18 protein-coding genes are annotated in these 22,668 nt (G+C 60.1%); 14 read left to right on the plus strand and 4 right to left on the minus strand.

Annotation, left to right across the window (positions count from 1 at the left end):
• Positions 1 to 149 precede the first annotated feature (149 nt).
• Genes ACN0WV_RS09190 through ACN0WV_RS09205 form a run of 4 tightly spaced genes read left to right on the plus strand, consistent with a single transcriptional unit; the run spans position 150 to position 4,093 of the window.
• The gene (locus tag ACN0WV_RS09190; protein WP_084352827.1) at positions 150 to 809 is read left to right on the plus strand and encodes a paraquat-inducible protein A; all 660 of its coding nucleotides are present in this window, start codon (positions 150 to 152) and stop codon (positions 807 to 809) included.
• Complete coding sequence (locus ACN0WV_RS09195; protein ID WP_417605217.1) at positions 776 to 1,411, plus strand: paraquat-inducible protein A; 636 nt, start codon at positions 776 to 778, stop codon at positions 1,409 to 1,411. Before ACN0WV_RS09190 ends, ACN0WV_RS09195 begins: the two co-directional genes overlap by 34 nt.
• Positions 1,408 to 3,534 (plus strand): MlaD family protein, encoded by a 2,127-nt coding sequence (locus tag ACN0WV_RS09200; protein ID WP_417605218.1) that lies wholly within the window; start codon positions 1,408 to 1,410, stop codon positions 3,532 to 3,534. The genes ACN0WV_RS09195 and ACN0WV_RS09200 overlap by 4 nt, the downstream gene beginning before the upstream one ends.
• Before the next feature lie 4 nt (positions 3,535 to 3,538).
• Positions 3,539 to 4,093 (plus strand): PqiC family protein, encoded by a 555-nt coding sequence (locus ACN0WV_RS09205; RefSeq protein WP_417605220.1) that lies wholly within the window; start codon positions 3,539 to 3,541, stop codon positions 4,091 to 4,093.
• Between the two features lie 85 nt (positions 4,094 to 4,178).
• Here ACN0WV_RS09205 and ACN0WV_RS09210 read toward each other — a convergent pair whose 3' ends face one another.
• Positions 4,179 to 5,096: a hydrogen peroxide-inducible genes activator gene (locus ACN0WV_RS09210; protein WP_417605222.1), complete on the minus strand. Its 918-nt coding sequence runs from the start codon at positions 5,094 to 5,096 to the stop codon at positions 4,179 to 4,181.
• A gap of 94 nt (positions 5,097 to 5,190) precedes the next feature.
• On the opposite strand from ACN0WV_RS09210, the gene katG reads away from it, so the two are divergent.
• The 5 genes from katG to ACN0WV_RS09235 all read left to right on the plus strand — a co-directional run bounded on the left by katG (position 5,191) and on the right by ACN0WV_RS09235 (position 15,895).
• On the plus strand, positions 5,191 to 7,416 hold the full coding sequence (katG, locus tag ACN0WV_RS09215) for a catalase/peroxidase HPI (protein ID WP_417605224.1): 2,226 nt from the start codon (positions 5,191 to 5,193) through the stop codon (positions 7,414 to 7,416).
• A gap of 414 nt (positions 7,417 to 7,830) precedes the next feature.
• Positions 7,831 to 10,014, plus strand: a complete 2,184-nt coding sequence (locus ACN0WV_RS09220) for a DEAD/DEAH box helicase (protein ID WP_417605226.1) — start codon at positions 7,831 to 7,833, stop codon at positions 10,012 to 10,014.
• 228 nt (positions 10,015 to 10,242) lie between these two features.
• Positions 10,243 to 13,215, plus strand: a complete 2,973-nt coding sequence (locus ACN0WV_RS09225; RefSeq protein ID WP_417605228.1) for a hypothetical protein — start codon at positions 10,243 to 10,245, stop codon at positions 13,213 to 13,215.
• A gap of 122 nt (positions 13,216 to 13,337) precedes the next feature.
• Complete coding sequence (locus tag ACN0WV_RS09230) at positions 13,338 to 14,561, plus strand: multidrug effflux MFS transporter (RefSeq protein WP_417605230.1); 1,224 nt, start codon at positions 13,338 to 13,340, stop codon at positions 14,559 to 14,561.
• Positions 14,562 to 14,713: 152 nt separating this feature from the next.
• A complete protein-coding gene (locus ACN0WV_RS09235; RefSeq protein WP_417605232.1) occupies positions 14,714 to 15,895 on the plus strand; it encodes a GAK system CofD-like protein in 1,182 nt (393 codons plus the stop codon).
• A 39-nt stretch (positions 15,896 to 15,934) separates the two neighbouring features.
• Here the strand turns inward: ACN0WV_RS09235 and ACN0WV_RS09240 are convergent, their stop codons facing one another.
• From ACN0WV_RS09240 to ACN0WV_RS09250, 3 genes are read right to left on the minus strand one after another with little or no spacing between them, the layout of a single operon-like run.
• Positions 15,935 to 16,531 carry a MotE family protein gene (locus ACN0WV_RS09240; RefSeq protein ID WP_417605233.1) on the minus strand — a complete coding sequence of 199 codons (597 nt, stop codon included), beginning with the start codon at positions 16,529 to 16,531 and terminating at the stop codon, positions 15,935 to 15,937.
• On the minus strand, positions 16,528 to 16,893 hold the full coding sequence (locus ACN0WV_RS09245; RefSeq protein WP_417605235.1) for a hypothetical protein: 366 nt from the start codon (positions 16,891 to 16,893) through the stop codon (positions 16,528 to 16,530). Before ACN0WV_RS09245 ends, ACN0WV_RS09240 begins: the two co-directional genes overlap by 4 nt.
• Positions 16,894 to 16,903: 10 nt before the next feature.
• Complete coding sequence (locus ACN0WV_RS09250; protein WP_417605237.1) at positions 16,904 to 17,401, minus strand: flagellar basal body-associated FliL family protein; 498 nt, start codon at positions 17,399 to 17,401, stop codon at positions 16,904 to 16,906.
• 118 nt (positions 17,402 to 17,519) lie between these two features.
• Between ACN0WV_RS09250 and fliF the strand changes: the two genes are divergently transcribed.
• From fliF to ACN0WV_RS09275, 5 genes are all read left to right on the plus strand, one after another.
• Positions 17,520 to 19,115 (plus strand): flagellar basal-body MS-ring/collar protein FliF, encoded by a 1,596-nt coding sequence (gene fliF, locus ACN0WV_RS09255; protein WP_417605239.1) that lies wholly within the window; start codon positions 17,520 to 17,522, stop codon positions 19,113 to 19,115.
• The gene (locus ACN0WV_RS09260) at positions 19,112 to 19,714 is read left to right on the plus strand and encodes a FliH/SctL family protein (RefSeq protein WP_417605240.1); all 603 of its coding nucleotides are present in this window, start codon (positions 19,112 to 19,114) and stop codon (positions 19,712 to 19,714) included. The genes fliF and ACN0WV_RS09260 overlap by 4 nt, the downstream gene beginning before the upstream one ends.
• On the plus strand, positions 19,707 to 20,006 hold the full coding sequence (locus tag ACN0WV_RS09265) for a FliM/FliN family flagellar motor switch protein (protein ID WP_417605242.1): 300 nt from the start codon (positions 19,707 to 19,709) through the stop codon (positions 20,004 to 20,006). The genes ACN0WV_RS09260 and ACN0WV_RS09265 overlap by 8 nt, the downstream gene beginning before the upstream one ends.
• Positions 20,006 to 20,737, plus strand: coding sequence for a flagellar type III secretion system pore protein FliP (gene fliP, locus ACN0WV_RS09270; protein WP_084352811.1), 732 nt, complete (start codon positions 20,006 to 20,008; stop codon positions 20,735 to 20,737). Before ACN0WV_RS09265 ends, fliP begins: the two co-directional genes overlap by 1 nt.
• A gap of 308 nt (positions 20,738 to 21,045) precedes the next feature.
• Entirely contained in the window at positions 21,046 to 22,659 is a 1,614-nt protein-coding gene (locus ACN0WV_RS09275; protein WP_417605244.1) for a S8 family peptidase, read from the plus strand.
• The last annotated feature ends 9 nt before the right edge of the window (positions 22,660 to 22,668 follow it).

The raw sequence follows: 22,668 nt of genomic DNA on the forward strand, positions 1-22,668 counted from the left end.
CGTTGTGTCCGGTCCGACATAGCCTCGCCAGATCGCGAACAGGCTGCCCGTCAAATCGGCCAAAACCATTGTGTCACACTCTATTTGGTCGCGCGTCACTAAAACGAGTTGTGCTTTTCACTCTGCCGTGGGCGCACTAGGTTAGGCGGATGATGCCAAACGTAACCGATGTGACAGTTGCTGATGATTTGCCAGATCCGGCAAAGCTGATCGCCTGTCCACAATGCGATGCCTTGCACCTGGATGCCGATCTTCCCATCGGGTCCACCTCGCGCTGCGTCCGCTGCCACACGGTTCTGGAATCGCCACGCCAGTTGGCACTGACACGGATCGTGATGCTGGCCGCCGCAGCGCTGATCCTGATGATCGCGGCAATTTTCTTTCCCTTCCTCGAACTGCACGCCGCAGGGCGGATACAGCGCAGCTCGCTATTGGACACCGTCATGGCATTCTCAACCGGCATGACCGCCCCACTGACGCTGGCAATGGCTGCATTGATCGTGATCTTGCCGGTCACGCGCTTCGTTTCGCTGATCTATGTACTGGCACCGATGGCCTTTGGCTGGACACCCGCACGCCACGCTTCGCGAGCTTTTCGGATTGCCGAAGCGCTGCGCCCCTGGGCGATGGCGGAGGTGTTCATCGTCGGAGTCGCCGTGGCGCTGGTCAAGGTTGCAGGGCTGGCGCATCTGTCCATCGGCCCGGCATTCTGGGCCTTCGTCGCACTGGTCATCGTGACCGTGTTGAAAGACAATTTCATGTGTAGGGTAACGGTTTGGAAAACACTCGAACAGCGCCGCCCGTCCTGACCGCGCGCGCTGCGGGTCTGATCGGATGCACGCAATGCGGTCGTGTTCAAACGCCGGCTGAGGCACGATGCATCCGGTGTGGCAGCGTCCTGCAAAGCCGCGACGAAGCCAGCCTGCAAAAGGTCTGGGCCTGGTTTTTTGCGGGCTTGGTCGTTTATGTGCCTGCAAACATATATCCGATGCTGCGAACGTCATCGCTTGGCAAGACGACCGACAGCACTATCCTTGGAGGCGTGATTGACCTTATCCACCATGGCTCTGTCGGAATTGCGCTGATCGTATTCTTCGCCAGCATCGTCATTCCCGTGGGTAAGTTCATGGCCATCGCCTACCTCGCGCTCAGTATCCGGCACAGGGTCAAGCTAAGCGATCACCGCAGGCATGTGCTGTATGAGGTGGTGGAGTTTGTCGGGCGCTGGTCGATGATCGACGTCTTTGTTGTCGCAATTCTTGCGGCACTTGTGCAACTGGATTTCGCGGCAAGCATCAATCCGGGCATTGCGGCTGTAAGTTTTGCACTTTCGGTTGCATTTACAATGATGTCCGCACAAAGCTTTGACCCGCGTCTGATCTGGGACGCCAACAAAGGTAATCCCGCATGAGCCACCCCCGCCCCGCGGAAATGGAGATGAGCCCGCCCAGAAAATCTTTTTGGCGGAACCTGTCCTTTGTCTGGCTGGTGCCGATTGCCGCTTTGGCGGTCACGCTGTTCATCGCCTGGCAAAGCTGGGCCGCCAGAGGCACTCTGATCGAGATCCGTTTTACCAACGCGGCGGGTGTCACCGCCGATGAAACCGTTGTGCGTTATCGCGATGTTTCGGTCGGGCTGGTCGAAAACGTGCGGTTTTCACCAGATATGGAAAGTGTGATCGTCGCGGCCCGTGTTGACCAGAACGTCGCCGACAACCTGCCCGTGGACGCGCAATTCTGGGTCGTCCGTCCGGAGGTTTCCGCGCGCGGGATCTCAGGCCTGTCGACGGTACTGTCCGGTGTCTATATCGAAGCCTCGTTCACGCCTGAACCTGGTGTGGCCGCGTCTTCTTTCGAGGGGACCAACAAGGCACCGCTTGTGTTGCCAGGCAAGGAAGGCACACGCCTGACAATCCGCGCATCTGACGGCAGCCGATTATCGGCCGGCTCACCCATCTTTTACCGAGGCATAGAGGTTGGCAGCATAGAAGAGCCGCGCTTGTTGGACAGCGGCGATGGTGTGGTGGTTGAAGGCTTTGTCGAAGCCCCGCATGACCGGCGCATCAACAGCGCCACGCGGTTCTGGGACGTTTCAGGGTTTTCGGTTTCATTAGGGGCTGGCGGGCTGGATCTGTCTGTGGACTCTCTGGCGTCGCTGGTCACCGGCGGCATTTCCTTCGACACGGTATTTTCCGGAGGGACCACCATCGACGATGATCAGGTATTTGACCTGTTTGAAAGCGAAAAATCGGCCCGCGAAAGCGTGTTCAGCGACGTGATCGACAATGCGGTCAAGCTGACGGTGGAGTTTGACGAATCCGTCAGTGGCCTGTCCGCAGGGTCGCCCGTGCAATATCGCGGTTTGCGGGTTGGTGTGGTCAGTGCCATCGGCGCGTTCATCCAGGACACGCCCGGCGGCCAGACGGTCAAGCTTCGCGTGACAATTTCGATAGATCCGCAATCCATGGGCTTGCAAAAGGACGTGCGGCAAGCCGAAACGCTCGCATTTCTGGCCGGCGCGGTAAGGGACGGGGTGCGGGCTCAACTGGCGGCGAAAAGCATCTTCAGCAATACGCTGGTCGTCGATCTGGTCGATGCCCCCGATGCGCCTGAGGCCACGCTTGGGATATTCAATGGCGAGTTTCCGGTGCTGCCCTCAATCCAATCGGACTTGCCGGACGTGACCGCGACGGCCGAAGGTCTCTTGCAACGGGTCAATGATCTTCCTGTCGAAGAGGTCATGGAACAGGCCATCTCGCTTATGGCGTCGATCGAGGCTGTCGCGGCCGCCGAAGGCACGCGCACCGCACCGGACGCCATCCTTGCACTGATCGAGGATGCGCGCGGGTTGATCGGCAGCGAGGCCACTCAAGCCATCCCGCAAGAGCTGCGCGATACGGTGGGCGAATTGCGCAGCACGATTGCCGGGCTGACCAAGGTGACAGAGGATCTTCAGACCGCCGATGCGGTGGGTCAGCTTGTCGCCGCCCTGAATGCTGCCGAGGTCGCGGCCGAGGATTTCTCAGGCCTCAGCGCCGAACTGTCAGAAGCGGGGTCCGACGTGCCCGCGCTGATCGACGACTTGCGCGCACTGACCGCAAAGGCCAATTCGCTTGAAGTTGAACAATTGATGACCTCCGCCGCGTCCTTCCTTGATGGGGCGGACAAGCTGGTTGACAGCGATGACATGCGCGCTCTGCCCGCGGCCCTGACCGGTGCGCTACAAGAGGCACAGGCCGCGCTTTCGCAACTGCGCGAAGGCGGCATTGTCGAGAATGCCAATGCAACGCTCGCCTCTGCCAGCGATGCAGCCAAAGCTGTCGCAACGGCGGTGGAATCCCTGCCAGCGCTTTCCGACCGGCTGGCAGGTCTGGTGCGCCAAGCCGAAGGCACGCTGGCCGGGTATAGCAATGAATCCAGCTTCAACCGCGAAACTGTCGCCGCCCTGCGCGAAGTGCGCCAAGCCGCTGCCGCCGTCTCGAAACTCGCCCGCGCGCTGGAGCGCAACCCGAATTCCTTGCTGTTTGGAAGGTAGTCCCATGTTCCGCATGCTCCCCCTCGTCGTCCTGCTTGTCTCCGCCTGCGCGGGGGCCGAGCCGCGCTATCTGATTGATCCGCCGGACGTGACGGGACAGACCAGACTTGCTGTCTCGACCATCGAGGTTCGGCAGGTGTCATTGCCAACATATGCGGAAGGCTCTGACATTCTTCTGGAAGATGCGGATGGTGCCCTGATGCCCATCAAAAGCGCAGCCTGGGCGGACGATCCCGTGCGGGCCGTGACCCTTGCGCTTGCCGATCAAATGGGCCGCGCCAGCAATGCTACCGTCGCCGCAGAGCCCTGGCCGCTGGAAGACAGCCCCGACATCTCGGTCCATGTGCGCGTGACGGCAATGGTCGCCCGCGCCGACGGCACGTTTGACCTGACCGGGCAATATGCCGTCTCCTCTTTCAACAAGGTTGTCCGGGAACGGATCTCGCGGTTCGACATCTCGACCCCAATGCCCGAGACGACGCCAACCGGCATTGCGCGGGCCACCAGCCAGTCCGTCACGGCCCTGTCCGACCAGATCCTGACGGCACTGCGCCGCTGACATGCCTCTCGCGCCAGTGCCCGATAGTCTGCGCCTGCCTGGCAACAGGGCGACCCCGCGCCGTGCCTGACACGGCGCCTTTTGGCTAGGCCTGCGAATCGTTCGCCTGCTTCATTGTCTCAGCCGACCGGCGCACCACCGCGGCGATGCCGCGCAACTCTGCCGCGAGCGGGCTGGTCTTTCGCCAGATCATGCCAATCGTGCGCGACGGCTCAGGCGACCTGAACCGACTGACCGTAACCGTCGCGGCCCGCGTCTCGACCGGCACCGCCATCTCCGGGATCAGCGTCACCCCGATTCCGGCCCCGACCATCTGCACCAGCGTCGCAAGAGAGCTTCCATCCAGACCGTCACGCGGCAATGCAGCGTTCATTCGACAAAAAGACAGTGCCTGATCCCTGAAACAGTGCCCCTCTTCCAGCAACAAGAGCCGCATATCCCGCAAGGCTTCCGCGTCCGGTATCGGCTCTGGTACCTCGAGAGGTGGCCGTATCAATACGAAATTCTCTGAAAACAGCGGGATTTCGGTCAAAGACGGCTCTGACACTGGTAGGGCGACAATCGCGGTGTCAATGCGCCCTTCCAGCAATTCCTGCACCAGCCGCGAGGTCATCGTCTCGCGAATATGAATATCCAGATCGCCATATTCCTGCGAAAGCTCCCGAAGCAGGGTTGGCAACAGATAGGGCGCGATGGTCGGGATCACCCCGATCCGCATCCGGCCCACCAGACGATCACGGGAGGCGCGCGCAAGCTCTCCCAATTCATCCACCGCGCGCAGAATATCCCGAACCTGCCTTGCGAACTCTATTCCAAAACTGGTCGGACGCACCTGACGCGGCCCCCGCTCGAAAAGCGCGGTGCCAAGATCCTCTTCGAGATCCTTGATCTGCACAGACAAGGCGGGCTGCGAGATGCCGCAAGCGTCGGCGGCACGGCCGAAATGCGCGTGCCGGAGCAAGGCCTCGAAATAGCGCAACTGTTTTAGCGTCAGGTTCTTCATAATGTTAAACTATCGTAGCGATCCAAATTTTCAACTTATGTTAATGACATGGCATTGCTATACCTTCGCCAACTCATAATTCAGGGAGAAAATCATGGACGGAAATGATATGACGCAGAGCGGCGGCTGTCCGGTTGTGCATGGCGGCGCGCTCAACACCAGCTTCGGCGTGCGATCCAACCGCGACTGGTGGCCAAACCAGCTGAACCTTAAGATCCTGCATCAGAATACACCGCTGTCGAGCCCGATGGGCGAGGGCTTTGACTACGCAAAGGCCTTCAAGACGCTGGATCTGGATGCGCTGAAGCAAGACCTGCACGCGCTGATGACAGATTCGCAGGATTGGTGGCCCGCCGATTACGGCCATTACGGCCCGTTCTTCATTCGTATGGCATGGCACAGCGCGGGCACCTACCGGACGGGTGACGGACGCGGCGGGTCCTCATCAGGCTCACAGCGCTTTGCGCCGCTGAACTCCTGGCCTGACAATGGCAACCTCGACAAGGCGCGCCGTCTTCTGTGGCCGATCAAGCAGAAATACGGCGACAGCATTTCCTGGGCGGATCTGTTCGTTCTCACAGGCAACGTCGCGATTGAATCGATGGGCGGCAAAACCTTCGGTTTCGGAGGCGGTCGCGTCGATATCTGGGAACCCGAGGAGGACATCTACTGGGGCACAGAGGAAGAATGGCTTGCCACGTCTGACAAACCAGGCAGCCGCTATTCCGGCGAACGCGAATTGGAAAACCCGCTGGCCGCTGTGCAAATGGGTCTGATCTACGTCAATCCCGAAGGCCCGGACGGCAACCCCGATCCTTTGGCCTCCGCCAGGGACATCCGTGAAACCTTTGCCCGCATGGCGATGAACGACGAGGAAACCGTGGCGCTGACGGCTGGCGGCCACACTTTTGGTAAAACCCACGGCGCAGGCGATCCCGCACTGGTCGGCGTTGAACCCGAAGCCGGTTTGATGGAGGCGATGGGTCTTGGCTGGCTCAACGGGTTCGAGTCCGGCAAAGGCAAGCACACCACCACCTCTGGACTGGAAGGGCCGTGGACGCCAACGCCGACCAAGTGGGACAACAGCTATTTCGATGTGCTTTTCGGCTACGAATGGGAACTGACTGAAAGCCCCGCCGGTGCCAAACAATGGCAGCCCAAGGACATCCGCCCCGAGGATATGGCCCCGCAGGTCGATGGTTCCGGCGAGACGGTCAACCTGATGATGACCACCGCCGACATGGCGATGAAAATGGACCCGGAATATGCGAAAATCTCGCGCCGCTTCCATGAAAACCCGGACCAGTTCGCCGATGCCTTTGCCCGCGCGTGGTTCAAGCTGACCCACCGCGACATGGGACCGAAAGTGCGCTATCTTGGCAAGGAGGTCCCTAGCGAAGAGCCGATCTGGATGGATCCCATCCCCGAGGCCGACCACGCTGTGATCGACGCCGCGGATATTGCTGATCTGAAGTCGAAGATCGCAGAGTCCAGCCTCAGCATTCCCGAACTGGTGTCAACGGCCTGGGCGTCTGCCTCGACCTTCCGCGGATCGGACAAGCGGGGCGGTGCCAATGGTGCACGCATCCGTCTTGCCCCGCAAAAGGACTGGGACGCGAACCAGCCGGAGCAGCTGGCGAAGGTGCTGAGCGTCTACGAGGGCATCCAGTCTGCGTTCAACGACGCGGCGCGCGGCGGCAAGGCCGTGTCCCTGGCGGATCTGATCGTGCTGGGTGGGTCTGTCGGAATCGAAAAGGCCGCCAAGGCAGGTGGTCACGACATCGAAGTGCCTTTCGCGCCGGGACGCACCGATGCATCCCAGGAACAGACCGATGTTGACAGCTTTGACGTGCTGGAGCCCGTCGTCGATGGTTTTCGCAACTACAGGCAGGTCGATTACAAGGTGCCGACCGAAAAGCTGCTGATCGACCGGGCGCAATTGCTGACGCTCACCGCGCCGGAAATGACGGTATTGATCGGGGGTCTGCGGGTTCTGAATGCCAATCACGGCGGCGACCAGGCTGGCGTCTTTACGGACCGTCCCGAGGTGCTGAGCAACGATTTCTTCGTGAACCTGCTGGACATGGGGACCGAGTGGAAGCCAGTCGGCGACTCAGACCAGCTGTTCGAAGGCCATGACCGCGCGACCGGCGCGCCGAAATGGACCGCCACCCATGTCGATCTGGTCTTTGGGTCAAATTCGCAGTTGCGCGCCCTGTCCGAGGTCTATGCCAGCGCCGATCGCAAAGAGGCATTCGTCAAGGACTTCGTCACCGCGTGGACAAAGGTGATGAATGCCGACCGCTTCGATCTGGCCTAACGCCGAGGCACTACTGACCTGACAAGAGGCGGCGTTTCAGATGACTGAAGCGCCGCTTTTCATTTTTTTATCAGCCGGTTGGCTGAGCAAGACCGCGTTGAGCAAGGACGACAGACCGTGGCACACTTCCCACGAACAGGCTGCACAAACACCGTTGGTCACACTCGCATGCCCGTCTGAAGGTGTTCGGCGTGGGACTCCGCTTTAGTACGTCAAACGCGCATCCCGGCAACGCAGGTGTCAGCTGCATCAAATCCGACAACTGTGGCTCTAATCCCCATGACACAGGGAAACGCACGGCACTTGGGGGATTCGCGATGTACTTCCCACACAATCGTCGTTAAAGACGCTGATCTCGCGCGGCATTGGCCGGGCAATCGGGCGGAATGCGCCCCTGACCTACGGAAACCCTGCATGATCCCTCCCCTCTCCGAAGCGCTCGCCGAGCGTGGCTATGACAAACTTACACCCGTTCAAGAAGCTGTCACCGACCCCGACCTGACCGGCTCTGACCTACTGGTCTCTGCACAGACCGGATCCGGCAAGACGGTGGGCTTTGGCCTTGCCATCGCGCCGACCATCCTTGAAGAGGCAGAGCGTTTCGGACCTGCGGCAGCCCCGCTGGCACTGGTCGTGGCCCCGACACGCGAATTGGCGTTTCAGGTGATGCGCGAACTCAGCTGGCTGTTTGCAAAGACCGGCGGGCGCGTCACCTCTTGCGTCGGCGGCATGGACATGCGCGACGAACGGCGGGCGCTGGATCGCGGCGCGCATATCGTCGTCGGAACGCCGGGGCGGCTGCGCGACCATATCCAGCGCGGTTCGCTGGATATGACCGGCTTGCGCGCAATCGTGCTGGACGAGGCGGACGAGATGCTGGATTTGGGCTTTCGCGAAGATCTGGAATTCATGCTGGGCGAAGCACCGGAAGACCGGCGCACGCTGATGTTCTCGGCGACGGTGCCGCCGATGATCGCCACGCTGGCAAAACAGTTTCAACGCGATGCCCGTCGTATCAGCACGCTTGGCGGAGCGAAGCAACATACCGATATTGAATATCAGGCGGTTCGCGTCGCCCAGTCGGACAGCGAGCATGCGATCTTCAACATGCTCCGGTTTCACGACACTGAAAGCGCCATCGTCTTCGCCAACACCCGCGCCGCCGTCAGCCACCTGACCGCACGGCTGGCCAATCGCGGTTTCGCCGTGGTCAGCCTGTCCGGAGAGCTAAGCCAGACCGAACGGACCCACGCGCTGCAAGCGATGCGGGACGGACGAGCGCGGATCTGCGTTGCCACGGATGTCGCGGCGCGGGGCATCGACCTGCCTAACCTCAACCTCGTCATCCATGCCGATCTGCCGACGAACACCGAAAGCCTGCTGCACCGTTCGGGCCGCACGGGCCGCGCCGGGCGCAAGGGCATTTCCGCGCTGATCGTGCCGGCTAAAGCCGCCAAGAAGGCCGAAAGGTTGCTTAAATGGGCAAAAATCAATGCGGAATGGGTCACCGCGCCTTCCGCTGACGACATTCTGAAGCGCGACGAAGAACGCCTGCTGAACGATCCAGCATGGGGCGAACCCGTCACCGAGGAGCAGGGTGCATTTGCTGCCAAGCTTCTGGCGCTTCACACGCCAGAGGCGATCGCCGCCGCCTATCTGCGGCTTTATCGTGACAAGCGGTCCGCGCCGGAAGAGCTTTTGCCGCCCGACACCAAAGCCCCCGCGCGCGAACACAAGGCATTTGGACCGAGCCAATGGTTTGCCTTGTCGGTCGGCAACAAGGACCGGGCCGAAGCACGTTGGCTACTGCCGCTGCTCTGCCGGGCCGGGAATATTGATAAATCCGCGATCGGCGCGATCCGGGTACAGGATTCCGAAACCTTCGTTGAACTGACAAAGGCCAGCACCGCCGGTTTTGTCTCGGCTCTGGGTCCGGACGGCTTGCTTGAAGAAGGCATCACAGCGCGTCAGTTGGACCGCGCCCCCGATATTGCGCCGCAAAGAGGCGGACCGAATCGTGGACCTCGGCCTGCCCCGAAAGGCGCACATGGCGGCAACCGCTCCGACGCAGCGCGCGGCGAGCGTAAACCACGGACCAATGCAGCGCCGCGCCCGGCATCAGCAGGTGCCGCGCCCGCAAATGCCGAGGCATCGGTTTCACCCAAGCCCACGGCGGCCCCCCGACCAGCCGCAGACAGTGCAGCACCGGACGCCGCGCCACGCCCGGATTACGCGGCGGCGCACGGCCCTGCAAAGGCCAAGCATACGCCAGCCCGCGGAGGCAAACCCGACGCGCGCGGTGGCAAACCGGGTGGTGGCAAACCGTCCACCGGCAAGCCCTTTGGTGCCAAGGCCTCTGGTGGCAAACCCTTCGCTGGCAAACCTTCTGGTGGCAAACCCTTCGGCGGGAAGCCCTCGGGCGGGAAGCCCGGCGGTGGCAAACCAGGCGGCAAGCCAGTGCGCGCTGCCAGTGATGCGCGCGACAGCTCCAAGCGGTTCACCCCGCCTGGCAAAGCAACCGCAGGGCCGCGCAAATCCGGCCCCGGATCGCAATCGCGAAAGGGCGGAACCGAACCGCCCCGACGCACCAAACGCTAGGCAAGGACGCACAAGACGCCCGGACGGCACAGGCCTCCGGGCGTTTTTTTGCGCGTCGCGTTCTTGACGATGGACGCCGCTTGGCAACGCCACGAGCAGGACACCAAGCATCTTCGTGACTGCGCGCGACCCAGCGGACCCGGTTTACCAATCTTTCTCTAACACTCTTTCGGATTTTTAGCTTACCCTAAGGAAAGCAAGGATCGCCAATCAAAAAGAGGGTTCCCGATGACCACACTGCCGCGCCGCACAAAGTCGAGACGAACCCTCGCCGCAACGCTTGGCCTTGCGCTTGCCGCCGGACAGGCCTTTGCTGCGGACACTTGTCCTGCGCTCCAAGCCAGCCCCCTACTGCCCAGCGATACCGATGCGTGTCACGCCTTGCTGCCAAAAATGCAGTCGCCGGGTTCTGTGCCGCTGGCTGAATACGAGGCCACGCTCGACAAATTTCTTGGCAATTTCTGCCACCGGGATGCGGCTGCCGGGTGGGTGCCCGACAAGGACGTGCGCGACACCGGCCCGTTTACCGTATCGCTGACGGACGGGTCGGATGACGGACAATACCACGGAACTCACGCGCCGGTGGTGATCTGGTATTCGCCGGAAGCCGCGCAATGGATCCGTGAAAACAGGTCGTCCGATGCGCCAACGGAACCCGCCACCCCGATGCCTGCGGGTGCGATCCTCGTGAAAGAGATGTACCCCGCGCCCGCAGCACTTTGCGCCGGGTCGGACCTGACGCATCTGCTGCCCACATCCGGCGCGGCGGTGATGGTTCGCGCGCCGGAGGCCAGCCGCGATGGCTGGTTCTGGGGTTGGTATGGCTGGGCGGGCTGGACGCCGGACTACCCTGCCGATCCAGCGACGAACCGCCTTCCCTATATGGGATTCGGGCAATATTGCACGAACTGCCACGCCTCGGCGCGGGACAATTTCACCTTTGCATCCCCCGTCAACATGGAAGGCGAGCCGGGCACACCGCTGGCGTTTCTCAGCCAGCACCGGATTGGTGCCAGCACGCCTGTACAGCCCCATCATCTGAATGTCGTGCTGCCCGATGACGACGGTTTGCGGCTGGGGGAACCTCATTATTCTGCCAGTGCCGCGTTTATCGAAGCATATCTGGCCGGGCAGGACATGCCCGACCGGGCGGATGTGCCGCCGATGCCCTCGCAAACCTATGACACCGTGTGGGCGCCGGCCGATGCGCCTTCGGATCACGGTATGTTCCTGACGTCGGACCAGTGTCTTGGCTGCCATGATGCGGGCAGCACCGGATTGCAATTCGACATGGCCATCCCGGCGACGGGCGACCATGCGGGACTGCTGCAAAACAATTCGCCATACGGAACATGGGCAACATCGCCAATGGGGCTTGCCGGGCGCGACCCGATCTTCTTTGCGCAACTCGCCAGCGAGACCCAAAGCTTTCACGCTGAAAGTGCCGCAATGGTCGAAGATACCTGCCTGGGCTGCCACGGGATCATGGGGCAGCGGCAGTTTGGCATCGACAATGTGGGCGCGGGCGAAAGCTGTGGCGAGTTTGGCCGGGACATGGTCAATGCCACGCCAGTTTCTGGCGGGCAGGCGTCTTTCGGGGCGTTGGCGCGGGACGGGATCTCTTGCCTGGCCTGTCACCGGATGGAACTGGGTGCCGAAGCCGATGCTGTTAACGAAGTTGCGCAACGCAATGCCTGCGTGACCAAACGGCGTGACCTGCTCAACCCCGATGAGGAAGGGTTTGCGCGCTCCTTCACCGGGTCATTCTTCGTGGCCGAGCCGAAAAAGGTTTTTGGCCCGTTCAAGGACGTGAAAACCGCCCCGATGGAGGCCGCATTGGGCGTCATCCCGCAGCGTAACGACACCATTGGCAGTTCCGAAATGTGCGGGACGTGTCACACGGTGCATCTGCCGGTGATGGAGGAAGGAAAGATCCTGACCCGCACCTACGAACAGCTGACATACCCCGAATGGGCCTTCAGCGGCTATCGCACTGGCTGGACGGTGGATGGCGACCTGCCGTTCGGACCGGGTGATAGGGAACAGTCCTGCCAGGACTGTCATATGCCCTCCACCGAAGCGGACGGCACGCCGACGGTCAGCAAGATCGCCTCGATTCAGGAGTTTTCCAATTTCCCCGCAGCAGAGTTTACCCGCGCGCCGGACAAGATCGACCTGCCGGAACGCGAAGGGTTTGCGCGTCATGTGCTGGTTGGGTTGAACGTGTTTTTCATCAAGATGGCACAACAGTTTCCTGATCTTCTGGGCATTCGCACCCAAGATCCGATGTTGGTGGCAAAAGGCGTCGATTCATTGATTGCCACCGAACAGGCGATGCTGGATCAGGCTCAGGACCACACCGCGCAGGTGACTTTGACCACGCCACAGCTAAGCAATGACACGCTGTCAACGACAGTTACGGTGACCAATCTTGCCGGGCACAAGCTGCCCTCGGGCGTTGGATTTCGCCGGGCGTTTCTGAGCTTCGAGGTGTTGGACACGCGCGGTCGCGTGCTTTGGGCCTCGGGCGCGACGGATCGTTTGGGGCGGATCGTGGATGGCGCTGGCGCGCCGATCGCGGGCGAGGAATGGTGGACCCCCGATTGCGCGACCCGGATCGCGCCGGAACAACGCGTGCACCAACCGCACTACCAGAAGGTCACAGCGCAATCGCAGGCGCAGATCTATCAGGAGCTTGTCTCAACCCCAGCACCGGGCGCGATCTGCGGGCATGATGCGGAACCGGCGGGACAGTTGACGACGTCGTTCCTGTCAATCTGCGCCGAGGTGAAGGACAACCGCCTGCCACCCTTTGGCTATCTGCCAGAGGCCAAGCGGGTCGAGATTTCTCATGCGCTTGGCGCGGGCACCGATATGGCGCAGGATGCGGGCTTTACCGCCGTAGGTAACGACCCGGATTATGCGATCCCCGAGGATGGCACCAGCGCGGGCAGCGACAGTGTAAGCTTTGCAGTGTCTTTGGCCGGACTGGCGTCACGCCCTGCAAGTGTGCGGGCCCGGCTATGGTATCAGGCGATCCCACCTTATTATTTGCAAGACCGCTTCTGTACGGCCAAAGGCGTTGATCGTGACCGGTTGGCGCTTATGGCGGGACATCTGAACCTTGATGGCACCGCCGCGGAATCGTGGAAACTTCAACTGGGTGAGACCGCCAACGCCCTATTGCCTGCCACACCGTAACAAGCGAACTATCGACAAAAGCATTATGCGCGGGCCTGCTGCAAAATATTCACCGTTCCCTCGCTGGGCTCTTTCAACTACGGAATATAGCATTGGAAAGATGCTTGTGGATTGCGCCCTGTATGAGTGAACAGATCCAACCCGACGCGGCCCATCGCGAGCGCATCATTCTTTATGCGATGCTGACGTCGCTGACTGCGATCAGCATCGACGCGGTACTTCCCGGCTTGCGTGCGATCGAGGCGGATCTTGGTCTGTCGCCGCCACTGTCAACGCACCACGTCATCTCGCTGTTCATATTCGGAATGGTATTCGGCGAGTTGGTCCTCGGCCCGCTATCCGACTCGATTGGTCGCAAGAAAGCTCTCTTGCTCGGGCTGTCAGTCTATGTCGCAGGGACGATCATCGCCCTGCTCGCCGGGTCGATAGAGACGCTTGTCCTTGGCAGATTTCTTCAGGGCGCCGGGGTGGCAGGGCCAAAGATCGCGACGCTCGCGATGATCCGCGATCAATACGAAGGTGACGCGATGGCGCGGGTGATGTCCTTCATGTTCACCTTGCTCATCTTCGTCCCGATGGTGGCGCCCTTTCTGGGGCAAGCAATCCTTCTGGCGGGCGGATGGCGATCAATCTTCGGCGGCTATCTTGTCTTGGCATTTGTGCTGGCAGTGTGGCTGGTGGTCCGTCAGCCAGAGACGCTGTTGCCGCAACGGCGTGTGTCGATTACGGCAGGAAAACTGCTGCGGAACACCGGACGCATTCTGGCATGTCGCAGGGTCTCGCTAATCATCGTCGCCACGGGATTGGTTTTCGGGGCGCAATTGCTGTTTCTAAGCACGTCCGTCGATCTGTTCCATGACGCATACGGCATTACCACAGGGTTTCCGATCTTCTTTGCGTTCCTCGCCGCAGCAACCGGGCTGGCGGCGTTCTGCAATGGTACGCTCGTCCTGCGGTTCGGAATGGACCGGATGGCACGCGCAGGTTTTGTCGGCTTGACCGCAGCGGGCCTGCTGATGCTTGTCGTGTCGGGGCTGTCCGGGGGGCGACCGCCGTTCGCGATCTTCATGGGGCTTGGTTTCGTGGGCTTCTTCGCAATCGGGGTGCTTTTCGGAAACCTGAACGCCATGGCGATGCGGTCATTGGGCCAGGTCGCCGGACTTGGGGCGTCATTGATTGCGTCGGGGTCCAGCCTTGTCGCAACCGCTTTCACGCTCTGTCTTGGGGCGTTCTATGACGGCACGATCTTATATCTTGCCACCGGGTTTGCACTCTCCGGTACGGTTTCGTTGACCTTGTCCGAGATTGCCACACGCGGCGATGTATCCCCGGTGACCGGTATTTAGTAGATGCAGATCGCCCATAGTACTGTCCATCTGATCTGTTGCGTCTAGCGGATGACGAGATAGGCCAAAATAGCTATGAAAGATCTCAGCGCACAGTTTTCTAAACCTTTGACGATGGAGTCGCTTCTTTTGCCTGCCTGGAACTCATCGCCATGACCACGATCAGGATAGAGCGGGACCAAAGCCTGCCAGACGATCTGCGGGTCGCGCGCGCGCAAAGCGCCCCGCATCTGGGGCCGCGCATCCTGTTTTTCAGCGGCGGAAGCGCGTTGAACGACATATCGCGCCAGCTTAAACGCTACACGTTCAACTCCATGCATCTCATCACACCGTTTGACAGCGGTGGCAGCTCGCAGATCCTGAGAAAGGCCTTTGACATGCCTGCCGTCGGAGATTTGCGCAGTCGGCTGATGGCGCTGGCGGACGAATCCGTTCTTGGTCAGCCCGACGTCTTTGCCTTGTTCAGCCATCGTTTATCAAAAACCGCGCCCCAAGGTGAACTCAGGTCCGAAGTCGCGCGGATGATCGCCGGCCAGCATCCGCTGATTTCGGCAATCGCCAAACCGATGCGCCAGTTGATCCAAACTTTTCTGGACAGTTTCGGCAAAGCGGTTCCCGAAGATTTCAATTATCGCAACGCCAGCATCGGCAACCTGATCCTTGCGGGCGGCTATCTGAGCAATGGGCGTGCGCTGGAACCTGTGCTGTTTTTGATGTCCAAGATGGTTGACGTGCGCGGCACCGTGCGCGCGGTGGTGGATGAAAACCTGCAACTCGGTGTCGAACTGTCCGATGGGCGCAAGATTATCAGCCAGCGGCTGATCAGCGGAAAAGAAGCACCACCGATCGACAGCCCGATTGCTCGCTGTTTTTTAAGTGACGGAACGTCTGAATTGACCGCCAGTGATGTGGAACTGCCAAAGCGCAATCGCACCCTGATCGAGCAGGCAGACGTGATCTGCTATCCACCCGGCAGCCTTTATTCCAGCGTTGTCACCAACCTTCTGCCCGGCGGCGTGGGAAACGCGATCGCCGATCGGCGCGCTCCGAAAATCTATCTGCCAAGCCTCGGCGCGGACCCCGAAGCTTTGGGTCACAGACTTAGCGATCAAGTGTTGGCCCTCATCACCCCCCTGCGTGCGGATGCCGGTGCAGATACTCTACCGACTCGTTTGATATCGCACGTTATCTGTGACCGCTCAGTACCCGAAGAAGACTGCAACGAGGTTACGCGCCAGACCGGCATCCAATGCCATCGGCTGCCACTTTGCGCCGCAGAAGAGGCCAAATACGATCCGACGCAAGTCGCGAAAATCCTCGTTTCTCTGGATTAACCGATCGCCGGACGGTGACAGTTTAACGCGGGCCGCTCTCTACTTTGAACCGGCACCGATATTGCGCCCAGCAAGGACAACGCTAATCGCATATGCGGCTTTTGGTGTCATTCCCGCCATGACTTGTGCTGCGGCACCGGGTGCCATCCGCCCCAGGAAACCCGCCGCAAATTCCGGATCCATTTCTTCGAACAGGCCCGCTGCCTGCTTGGGCTTCATGTTGGCATAAACCTTGGTGAGTTGCGAAACGTCGTCCTCTGCCGCCGATGCCGCTGCCGCCATCGTCAGCCGCAATTTCTCTTCTTCAGCTTTCGCAGATACAATCCTTGCCTCTGCTTCTGCCTGCTGAATTTCAAGCGTCTCAGATCGACGCGCGATCTCTTCTTCCCGGGCGTCCAGCTTTTCCTCTCTTCGCTTGAGGGCGGAAATCACTTCTTCAAGCTCGGCATTATCAGGACAAACCTGAGGTTCTTCGATGGGCGTCGATGCAACCTCTGGTGCCGACTGGAACGCAAATGCCGATGTCGCGTGCGTGCCAAGACGAATGATGCCCGAGGCGAGCAGCAACCCCGCGATGATCGACAGCGTGCCCCGCCCTTTGCGACGCCGTGGCGTTGTATTCTTTACCTTACTCATTTCGCTGTCCCGGACTGATTGTGACGCACGAAGAACGGTTCGTTCGAAACAGCCTCACCATTGGTTTTGCCGTGTCCGGACGGCAGATCGTGCATGGAGGCAACCAGCATTTCCAACCGGCGGGCGACATCATCCGCACGCGAGGTAAGATCCTTCAGCGATCCTTCCGACGCAGTGGCAGCAGTTTGCGCGGTCTCAAGTGTCTTCTTCAGATCGTCAACCTGCATCGAAAGCACCGCAACCGCACCACCGACACCGCCTTCAAGATCGTTGAACCGACTCAGTCGCCGGGCAAGAATGAAACAATAGAACCCGGCCCCCAGAGCACCGGACACAAGCAAGATATCCGCGATATATTCCATCTCGGGCTCCTTAATTGACCAAAAATTCCATGACGAGAATGTCGTTCACACGCTCATCACCAACAACAAGCTGAACGCGGCGCAGCATCTGACCGCGGAGCTTGGGCAGTGCTGCGGGCTGTTCAAAATCCTTCAGATCAAGCGCGCGCAGATAGCTGTTGAGCACGTTGATAATCCGAGGCAGCAGGAACTCCACTTCGGACTGATAGGCGGCGGGCACTTCCAGCTGGGCAGAGAACCGGACATGTGACCGCTCACTTCCTTCACCGATCGAGATGATCATCGGCTCCATCGCAAGAAAGGCGACGTCGGGAAGGTTGTCGGGCACATGCATGTCCTCGGGCACCGTTTCGGCCACCGGGCTATGACCAACACCGGGAATCAGTCCCGTCTTTGCCGCAATAAAACCGCCGCCGCCCCCAGCAAGAGCAAGGACAAGCCCAAGAACCAGCGGCATTTTTGAACCTTTCGGCGCGAGTTCATCCTCGGGCATCGCCGCATCAGTCATAGAAACCTCCTGTGTTTGTCTTGTCCGTTTATAGACGTGCAGGGACTAACCGATTGTTAAGGCTGTTGCGCCAAACATGCCGTTATCCGGGCAGAACGCCTGACGAACGGAGGATACTGTGCAGCAGCTCATAACCATGTGGAACGCGTTGGATCTGCGTAGGAAAATCTTCATCGCGGGGGCAACATTTGCGATTTTTGCAGCCATTCTTGGATTGTCTCGCATGGCAACGACACCGTCGATGGACCTTCTCTATGCCGGACTGGAGCCGGTTGCCGCAGGCGAGGTGATTACAGCCCTCGAACAGCGCAACGCTGCTTACGAGGTGCGCGGAAGCTCTATTTTTGTCGAAACGGGGCGGCGCGATGAACTGCGCATGACCTTGGCAAGCGAAGGCCTGCCCGCAAACGGCACACAAGGATATGAACTGTTGGACAGCCTGTCGGGATTCGGCACGACATCGCAGATGTTCGATGCCGCCTATTGGCGGGCGAAAGAAGGCGAGTTGGCACGCACCATCCTCGCCAGTCCCTCCGTCAGTTCCGCGCGCGTGCATATCGCCAATGCCGGATCCAACCCGTTCCAACGCGATCTCAAACCGTCTGCATCGCTGTCGATCACAAGCGGCGGTGCCGCATTGGGTGCGGCCCAAGCGCGGGCGTTTCGTTATCTGATCGCCTCTGCCGTGCCCGGCCTGCAACCCGACGATGTCGCTGTGATTGACGGACAGGGAAAACTGGTCGCCGGAGATGATGAGCTAAATTCTTCAAAAACCGCTGAAGACAAGGGCGAAATGCTTCGTAGCCGGGTACAACGGCTGGTGGAGGCCCGCGTTGGTCAGGGCAATGCCGTGGTGGAAGTCAGCGTCGATACGGTGACGGAAAGTGAGTTGATTACGGAACGCCATTTCGATCCCGAATCCCGAGTGGTCATCAGCACGGACAGCGAAGAAGTCTCTACGGAGGAAGAAGATCAGGGTGGCGGCAACGTGACTGTCGCTTCGAACTTGCCTGATGGTGAGGCCGGAGGAAACGATTCCTCCAAGAGCCGCAATTCGGAAACACGCGAACGGGTGAACTACGAGGTGTCCGAAACCCGGCGCGAAATCACCCGTGTGCCCGGCGCGGTCAAGCGGCTGACGGTCGCTGTTCTGGTCAATGGCACGATTTCCACCGATGCCAATGGCAATCAAGTCTTCGCCCCGTTGCCCGAAGCGGAAATCGAGGCGTTGCGCGCCTTGGTCGCCTCGGCCGTGGGATACGAGGAAAGTCGCGGCGACGACATCACGATACGGTCCATGGCCTTCGAGCCGCGCAACGTCATCGGGACCGAAGCTTTGCCACAGCGCTGGATAAACTGGGATTTGCAGCCGATGCGGCTTGTGCAGATGGCGGTATTGGCGATTGTCGCTCTGATTTTGGGAATTTTCGTCGTGCGCCCGGTCCTGTCGCGGCCAGTTCCGAACGCTCTGCCCGCGCCTGACGCGGCCACTGCCCAGGATGCATCAATGACTGCATTGACCGGGGAGATCGAAGATGGGAACGGCGACTTCGGCAGCATGCAACTGGTCAAAAGAAATCCCGCCGAGAGCATTGAGGATCGCAGCAACGGCGATGATCCGGTTGACCGTCTGCGCGGGCTGATCGCGGAACGGCGCGAAGAAACCGTCGAAGTCCTTCGGACATGGCTTGATGAAAAGGAACCTGCCACATGAAGGCACTTGCCGACTTGCTGGAGGATTTTGGAATCGGGGCAGAAAGCGCCGGGACGTTGATCCAGATGAACGAAGACGAATGCGAAGCGATGCGGCTGGACTCTTTCGAACAGGGCTACAAGGCCGGCTGGGAAGATGCGATCAAGACGCAATCCGAAGACCAATCCCGAATTTCAAGCGACTTGGCCCAGAACTTGCAGGATCTGTCCTTCACCTATCACGAGGCCTATTCACAGGTCGTCGAAAGTATGGCGCCGCTGCTCAATGATATGGTCGAGTCCCTGCTGCCGAAACTGGCACGCGATGCGCTTGGTCTGCATGTGGTGGAAATGCTGAAGGATCTGACGCTGACGCAATCGGCGCAATCAGTAGAGATCGTCGTTGCCCCCGGAAACCGTGCAGCGATTGCGCCTTTGCTGAGTGGCGACTTCAAAATGCCCGTGACGCTTACCGATGATTCCCAACTGGCTGAAGGACAGGCCGATATACGCTTTGGTCAGATCGAACGCCGCGTCGATTTGGCGGCCGTTCTGAACAACATCCAGGAAGCCCTGCAAGGCTTTATGCAAGATAACCGCAAGGAGGTGGTCAATGGTTGACAGTACTACCACGCAAACCCCGACACCGGGCGATCAGCAAAGCATGCTGACCCGCATTCCGATCGAAATCTCAATCAGCGTCGGCAAGGCGCGACCTTTGGTGCGCGATTTACTGGGACTGGAGGAACAGTCCGTTCTGGTTCTGGACAAGCTGGTAAGCGACCCGGTGGAACTTTACGTTGGCGACAAGCTGATCGGCGTCGGATCTTTGGAGATGGTCGAAGGGGATGAAACAGGCCGCCTTGCCGTCCGCATCATCGAGATCGCCGACCTTCAGTCCAGTCTCACCTGATGGTCCGCAGCCTCCTTCCAGTCCTGACTGCGCTGTTGTGCATCGTTGCGCTGCCTGCAAGCGCGCAGCAATTGTCACTGGACCTCGGCGGAGGTGAATCGCTGACCGCGACAAGCCTGCAATTGATCGCGATCGTCACGGTGCTGGGACTGGCACCTGGCATCCTGATCATGGTGACCTGCTTTCCGTTCATCGTGACGGTGCTGGCGATCCTGCGGCAAGCTGTCGGGCTTCAGCAATCGCCACCAAACATGCTGATCGTCAGTCTGGCACTCTTCCTGACCTATTTCGTGATGGAGCCGGTCTTCACCGAAGCCTGGACCGTGGCCATCGAACCCTTGTTGGCGGAACAGATAGAGCTGTCAGAGGCGCTCAGCCGTGGCTCTGAACCGTTCCGTGCGTTCATGTCAAACAGGATGGATGATCAAACATTTGCGGCCATGGCGGAACTGCGCGAAACCGAAGGCGCACGTTTCACGCCCACGAATGCACCGTTTTCCGTCCTTGTTCCCAGCTTTCTTCTTTCCGAGATCGCCCGCGCATTCCAGATCGGCTTTCTTGTATTTTTGCCCTTCCTGATCATTGATCTGGTCGTGGCCGCCGTGCTGATGTCGATGGGGATGATGATGGTGCCGCCTGCTATCGTCTCACTCCCGTTCAAACTTGCCTTCTTCGTGATCGCCAATGGCTGGTCACTGATCGCCGGGGGTCTGGTAAAAAGCTACTTCTGATGCTCAGTCGCACGCACTTCGTTGGCAATACGATGTCGCATCATCGGTTGGCAGAGTTGGCCAATGTCACAACAATTCACGGCGATCCAATACTGTGCTACTATTGATGCTAACCGGCTATTTCGCTGGCTTCGTGCGGATCAAATTGTTTTAGGAATTACGATGACAGTTTTCATGTCCAAGACTGCGCTTGCGCCGTCGGACGCCAGCGCGCAACGCCCTTGCACTCGCGCTGCCGGACGACGCTTCAGGCCGACAACCCATTATAATAACCGCTAAAAGCATTTTTGCCGAAGGAGTATTCAACAATGGTTAAATCGGAATATGCCGCCCTGATTTCCACACCGGCCAGCGATGACCGCGACCCTTTGCATATTGAGCTGGTGTATGACGCACCCCTGTCGCAAGCTGAGGTTCAGACCCGCCTTTCAAACGCCTTGCCAGAGGTAAACGCACGGGCGGAAGCCGCGTTTGATGCAAACGGCGACCGTTTTTTCTTTATCACCTTCCCAGAGATTGATCCGCATGGACAGGAGCGCGAGGTTTTCGCCTTTGCCCGCGCCCTGCGATCCGAGATGCAGGCAGCCGAAGCCAATCCCGTTTTGCCGGATAGCCTGTATGGTGCGGTGCATGTCGGAACCGAGGGGTTGTTCGGTTTTTGCGAAACCCCGCGGGATAATTCGCGCCCTTTCGGCTGGCATCACGCCAGGATCCGTACACCGTTGGCTTGGGCACACACCCGCGGAAGCGGCGTCAAAGTGGCGGCAATCGACACCGGATATACCGGCCATAACGAGTTGTATGACGTGATCGAAACGCAGGGCCAGTGGAATTTCGTCGAATCAGATGGCGATGCCCGCGACCGGTTTTCTGGTGGTTTTCTGAAGAACCCCGGACACGGAACGCTGGTCGCCTCGGTTATTGCCTCGCGCGGTGATGCCGACATGCAGGGCAACACGACCTCGCCGGGTGGTGTCACGGGAACCGCGCCAGCCGCCAAGGTGTTGCCGATCCGGACGGTGCGTTCGGTGATCGACTTTACCCAACGCCGCATTGCCGCCGCGGTCACCCATGCGGTGAATGAACGCGCAGATGTGATCATAATGGCGCTTGGCGGGCCGACCCGCGTCGCCTCGACAGAGCAGGCCATGCGCAATGCAGTGGCCGCCGGGACGGTCGTCGTTTGTGCAGCAGGAAATTGCTATCCGGCAGTAGTGTTTCCCGCGGCCTACGCACCGATGGGGATCTGCACCGCCGTGGCGGCCCTGCAACCTGACAATCGGCCATGGAGGAAATCCGGCCGTGGCCGAGAGGTCACCTTCGCCGCATATGGGGAACATGTCTGGGGCGCGGCAAAAAACAAGGCATCGGACCCTGATGCGGGTATCCGCTCCAGTCAGGGAACCACGCTTGCTTCCTCCATGACCGCTGGCCTCGCCGCGCTTTGGGTGGCGCGGCATGGTGGCAGGCTGGCTTTGCTGGACAAGGCGAACGCGGCTGGCACCACGGTTCAGGCGATGTGGGTGCATTGTGCGACCCACGGTATGACCAAGCCGCCCGAATGGAATGGAGCGCGCGATCTGGGCGCGGGGATCATCGACGCGAAACGGCTGTTGGATGCACCCCTGCCGACAGGCACCGAAAGCCCTGCCCCGCCAGACAGCGATGCCACGACCACGCTGAATGTGCTCGTCGAACATCTGGCCGGACAAAGCAGCGAAGCGGCGACCGAAGTGACGCCCGAGCTTGCCGAATATGCGCCAGAAATACTGTGGCTCAGCTATCGTCGCGGTGCCCGCGCCCGGATTGCCGAAAGTGACGGCGGCACCGAAGCCCTGTTGCCGCAGGATATGGCGACCGTGGGCTTGCAACAGGCGGTGACGGACAAACCGGCGCTGGCCGCGCTTATCGGAACCGGTTGACCGACGATG

The organism is Primorskyibacter flagellatus, assembly GCF_048268605.1.
In the GTDB taxonomy this organism is placed as follows: domain Bacteria; phylum Pseudomonadota; class Alphaproteobacteria; order Rhodobacterales; family Rhodobacteraceae; genus Primorskyibacter; species Primorskyibacter flagellatus.

Coding starts and splice junctions, on each gene's coding strand:
- ACN0WV_RS09190 (WP_084352827.1), top strand. CDS start 150: ATGATGCCAAACGTAACCGATGTGACAGTTGCTGATGATTTGCCAGAT.
- ACN0WV_RS09205 (WP_417605220.1), top strand. CDS start 3,539: ATGTTCCGCATGCTCCCCCTCGTCGTCCTGCTTGTCTCCGCCTGCGCG.
- ACN0WV_RS09240 (WP_417605233.1), bottom strand. CDS start 16,531: ATGAGTAAGGTAAAGAATACAACGCCACGGCGTCGCAAAGGGCGGGGC.
- ACN0WV_RS09200 (WP_417605218.1), top strand. CDS start 1,408: ATGAGCCACCCCCGCCCCGCGGAAATGGAGATGAGCCCGCCCAGAAAA.
- katG (WP_417605224.1), top strand. CDS start 5,191: ATGGACGGAAATGATATGACGCAGAGCGGCGGCTGTCCGGTTGTGCAT.
- ACN0WV_RS09250 (WP_417605237.1), bottom strand. CDS start 17,401: ATGACTGATGCGGCGATGCCCGAGGATGAACTCGCGCCGAAAGGTTCA.
- ACN0WV_RS09230 (WP_417605230.1), top strand. CDS start 13,338: ATGAGTGAACAGATCCAACCCGACGCGGCCCATCGCGAGCGCATCATT.
- ACN0WV_RS09235 (WP_417605232.1), top strand. CDS start 14,714: ATGACCACGATCAGGATAGAGCGGGACCAAAGCCTGCCAGACGATCTG.
- ACN0WV_RS09260 (WP_417605240.1), top strand. CDS start 19,112: ATGAAGGCACTTGCCGACTTGCTGGAGGATTTTGGAATCGGGGCAGAA.
- fliP (WP_084352811.1), top strand. CDS start 20,006: ATGGTCCGCAGCCTCCTTCCAGTCCTGACTGCGCTGTTGTGCATCGTT.
- ACN0WV_RS09275 (WP_417605244.1), top strand. CDS start 21,046: ATGGTTAAATCGGAATATGCCGCCCTGATTTCCACACCGGCCAGCGAT.
- ACN0WV_RS09245 (WP_417605235.1), bottom strand. CDS start 16,893: ATGGAATATATCGCGGATATCTTGCTTGTGTCCGGTGCTCTGGGGGCC.
- ACN0WV_RS09225 (WP_417605228.1), top strand. CDS start 10,243: ATGACCACACTGCCGCGCCGCACAAAGTCGAGACGAACCCTCGCCGCA.
- ACN0WV_RS09210 (WP_417605222.1), bottom strand. CDS start 5,096: ATGAAGAACCTGACGCTAAAACAGTTGCGCTATTTCGAGGCCTTGCTC.
- ACN0WV_RS09220 (WP_417605226.1), top strand. CDS start 7,831: ATGATCCCTCCCCTCTCCGAAGCGCTCGCCGAGCGTGGCTATGACAAA.
- ACN0WV_RS09265 (WP_417605242.1), top strand. CDS start 19,707: ATGGTTGACAGTACTACCACGCAAACCCCGACACCGGGCGATCAGCAA.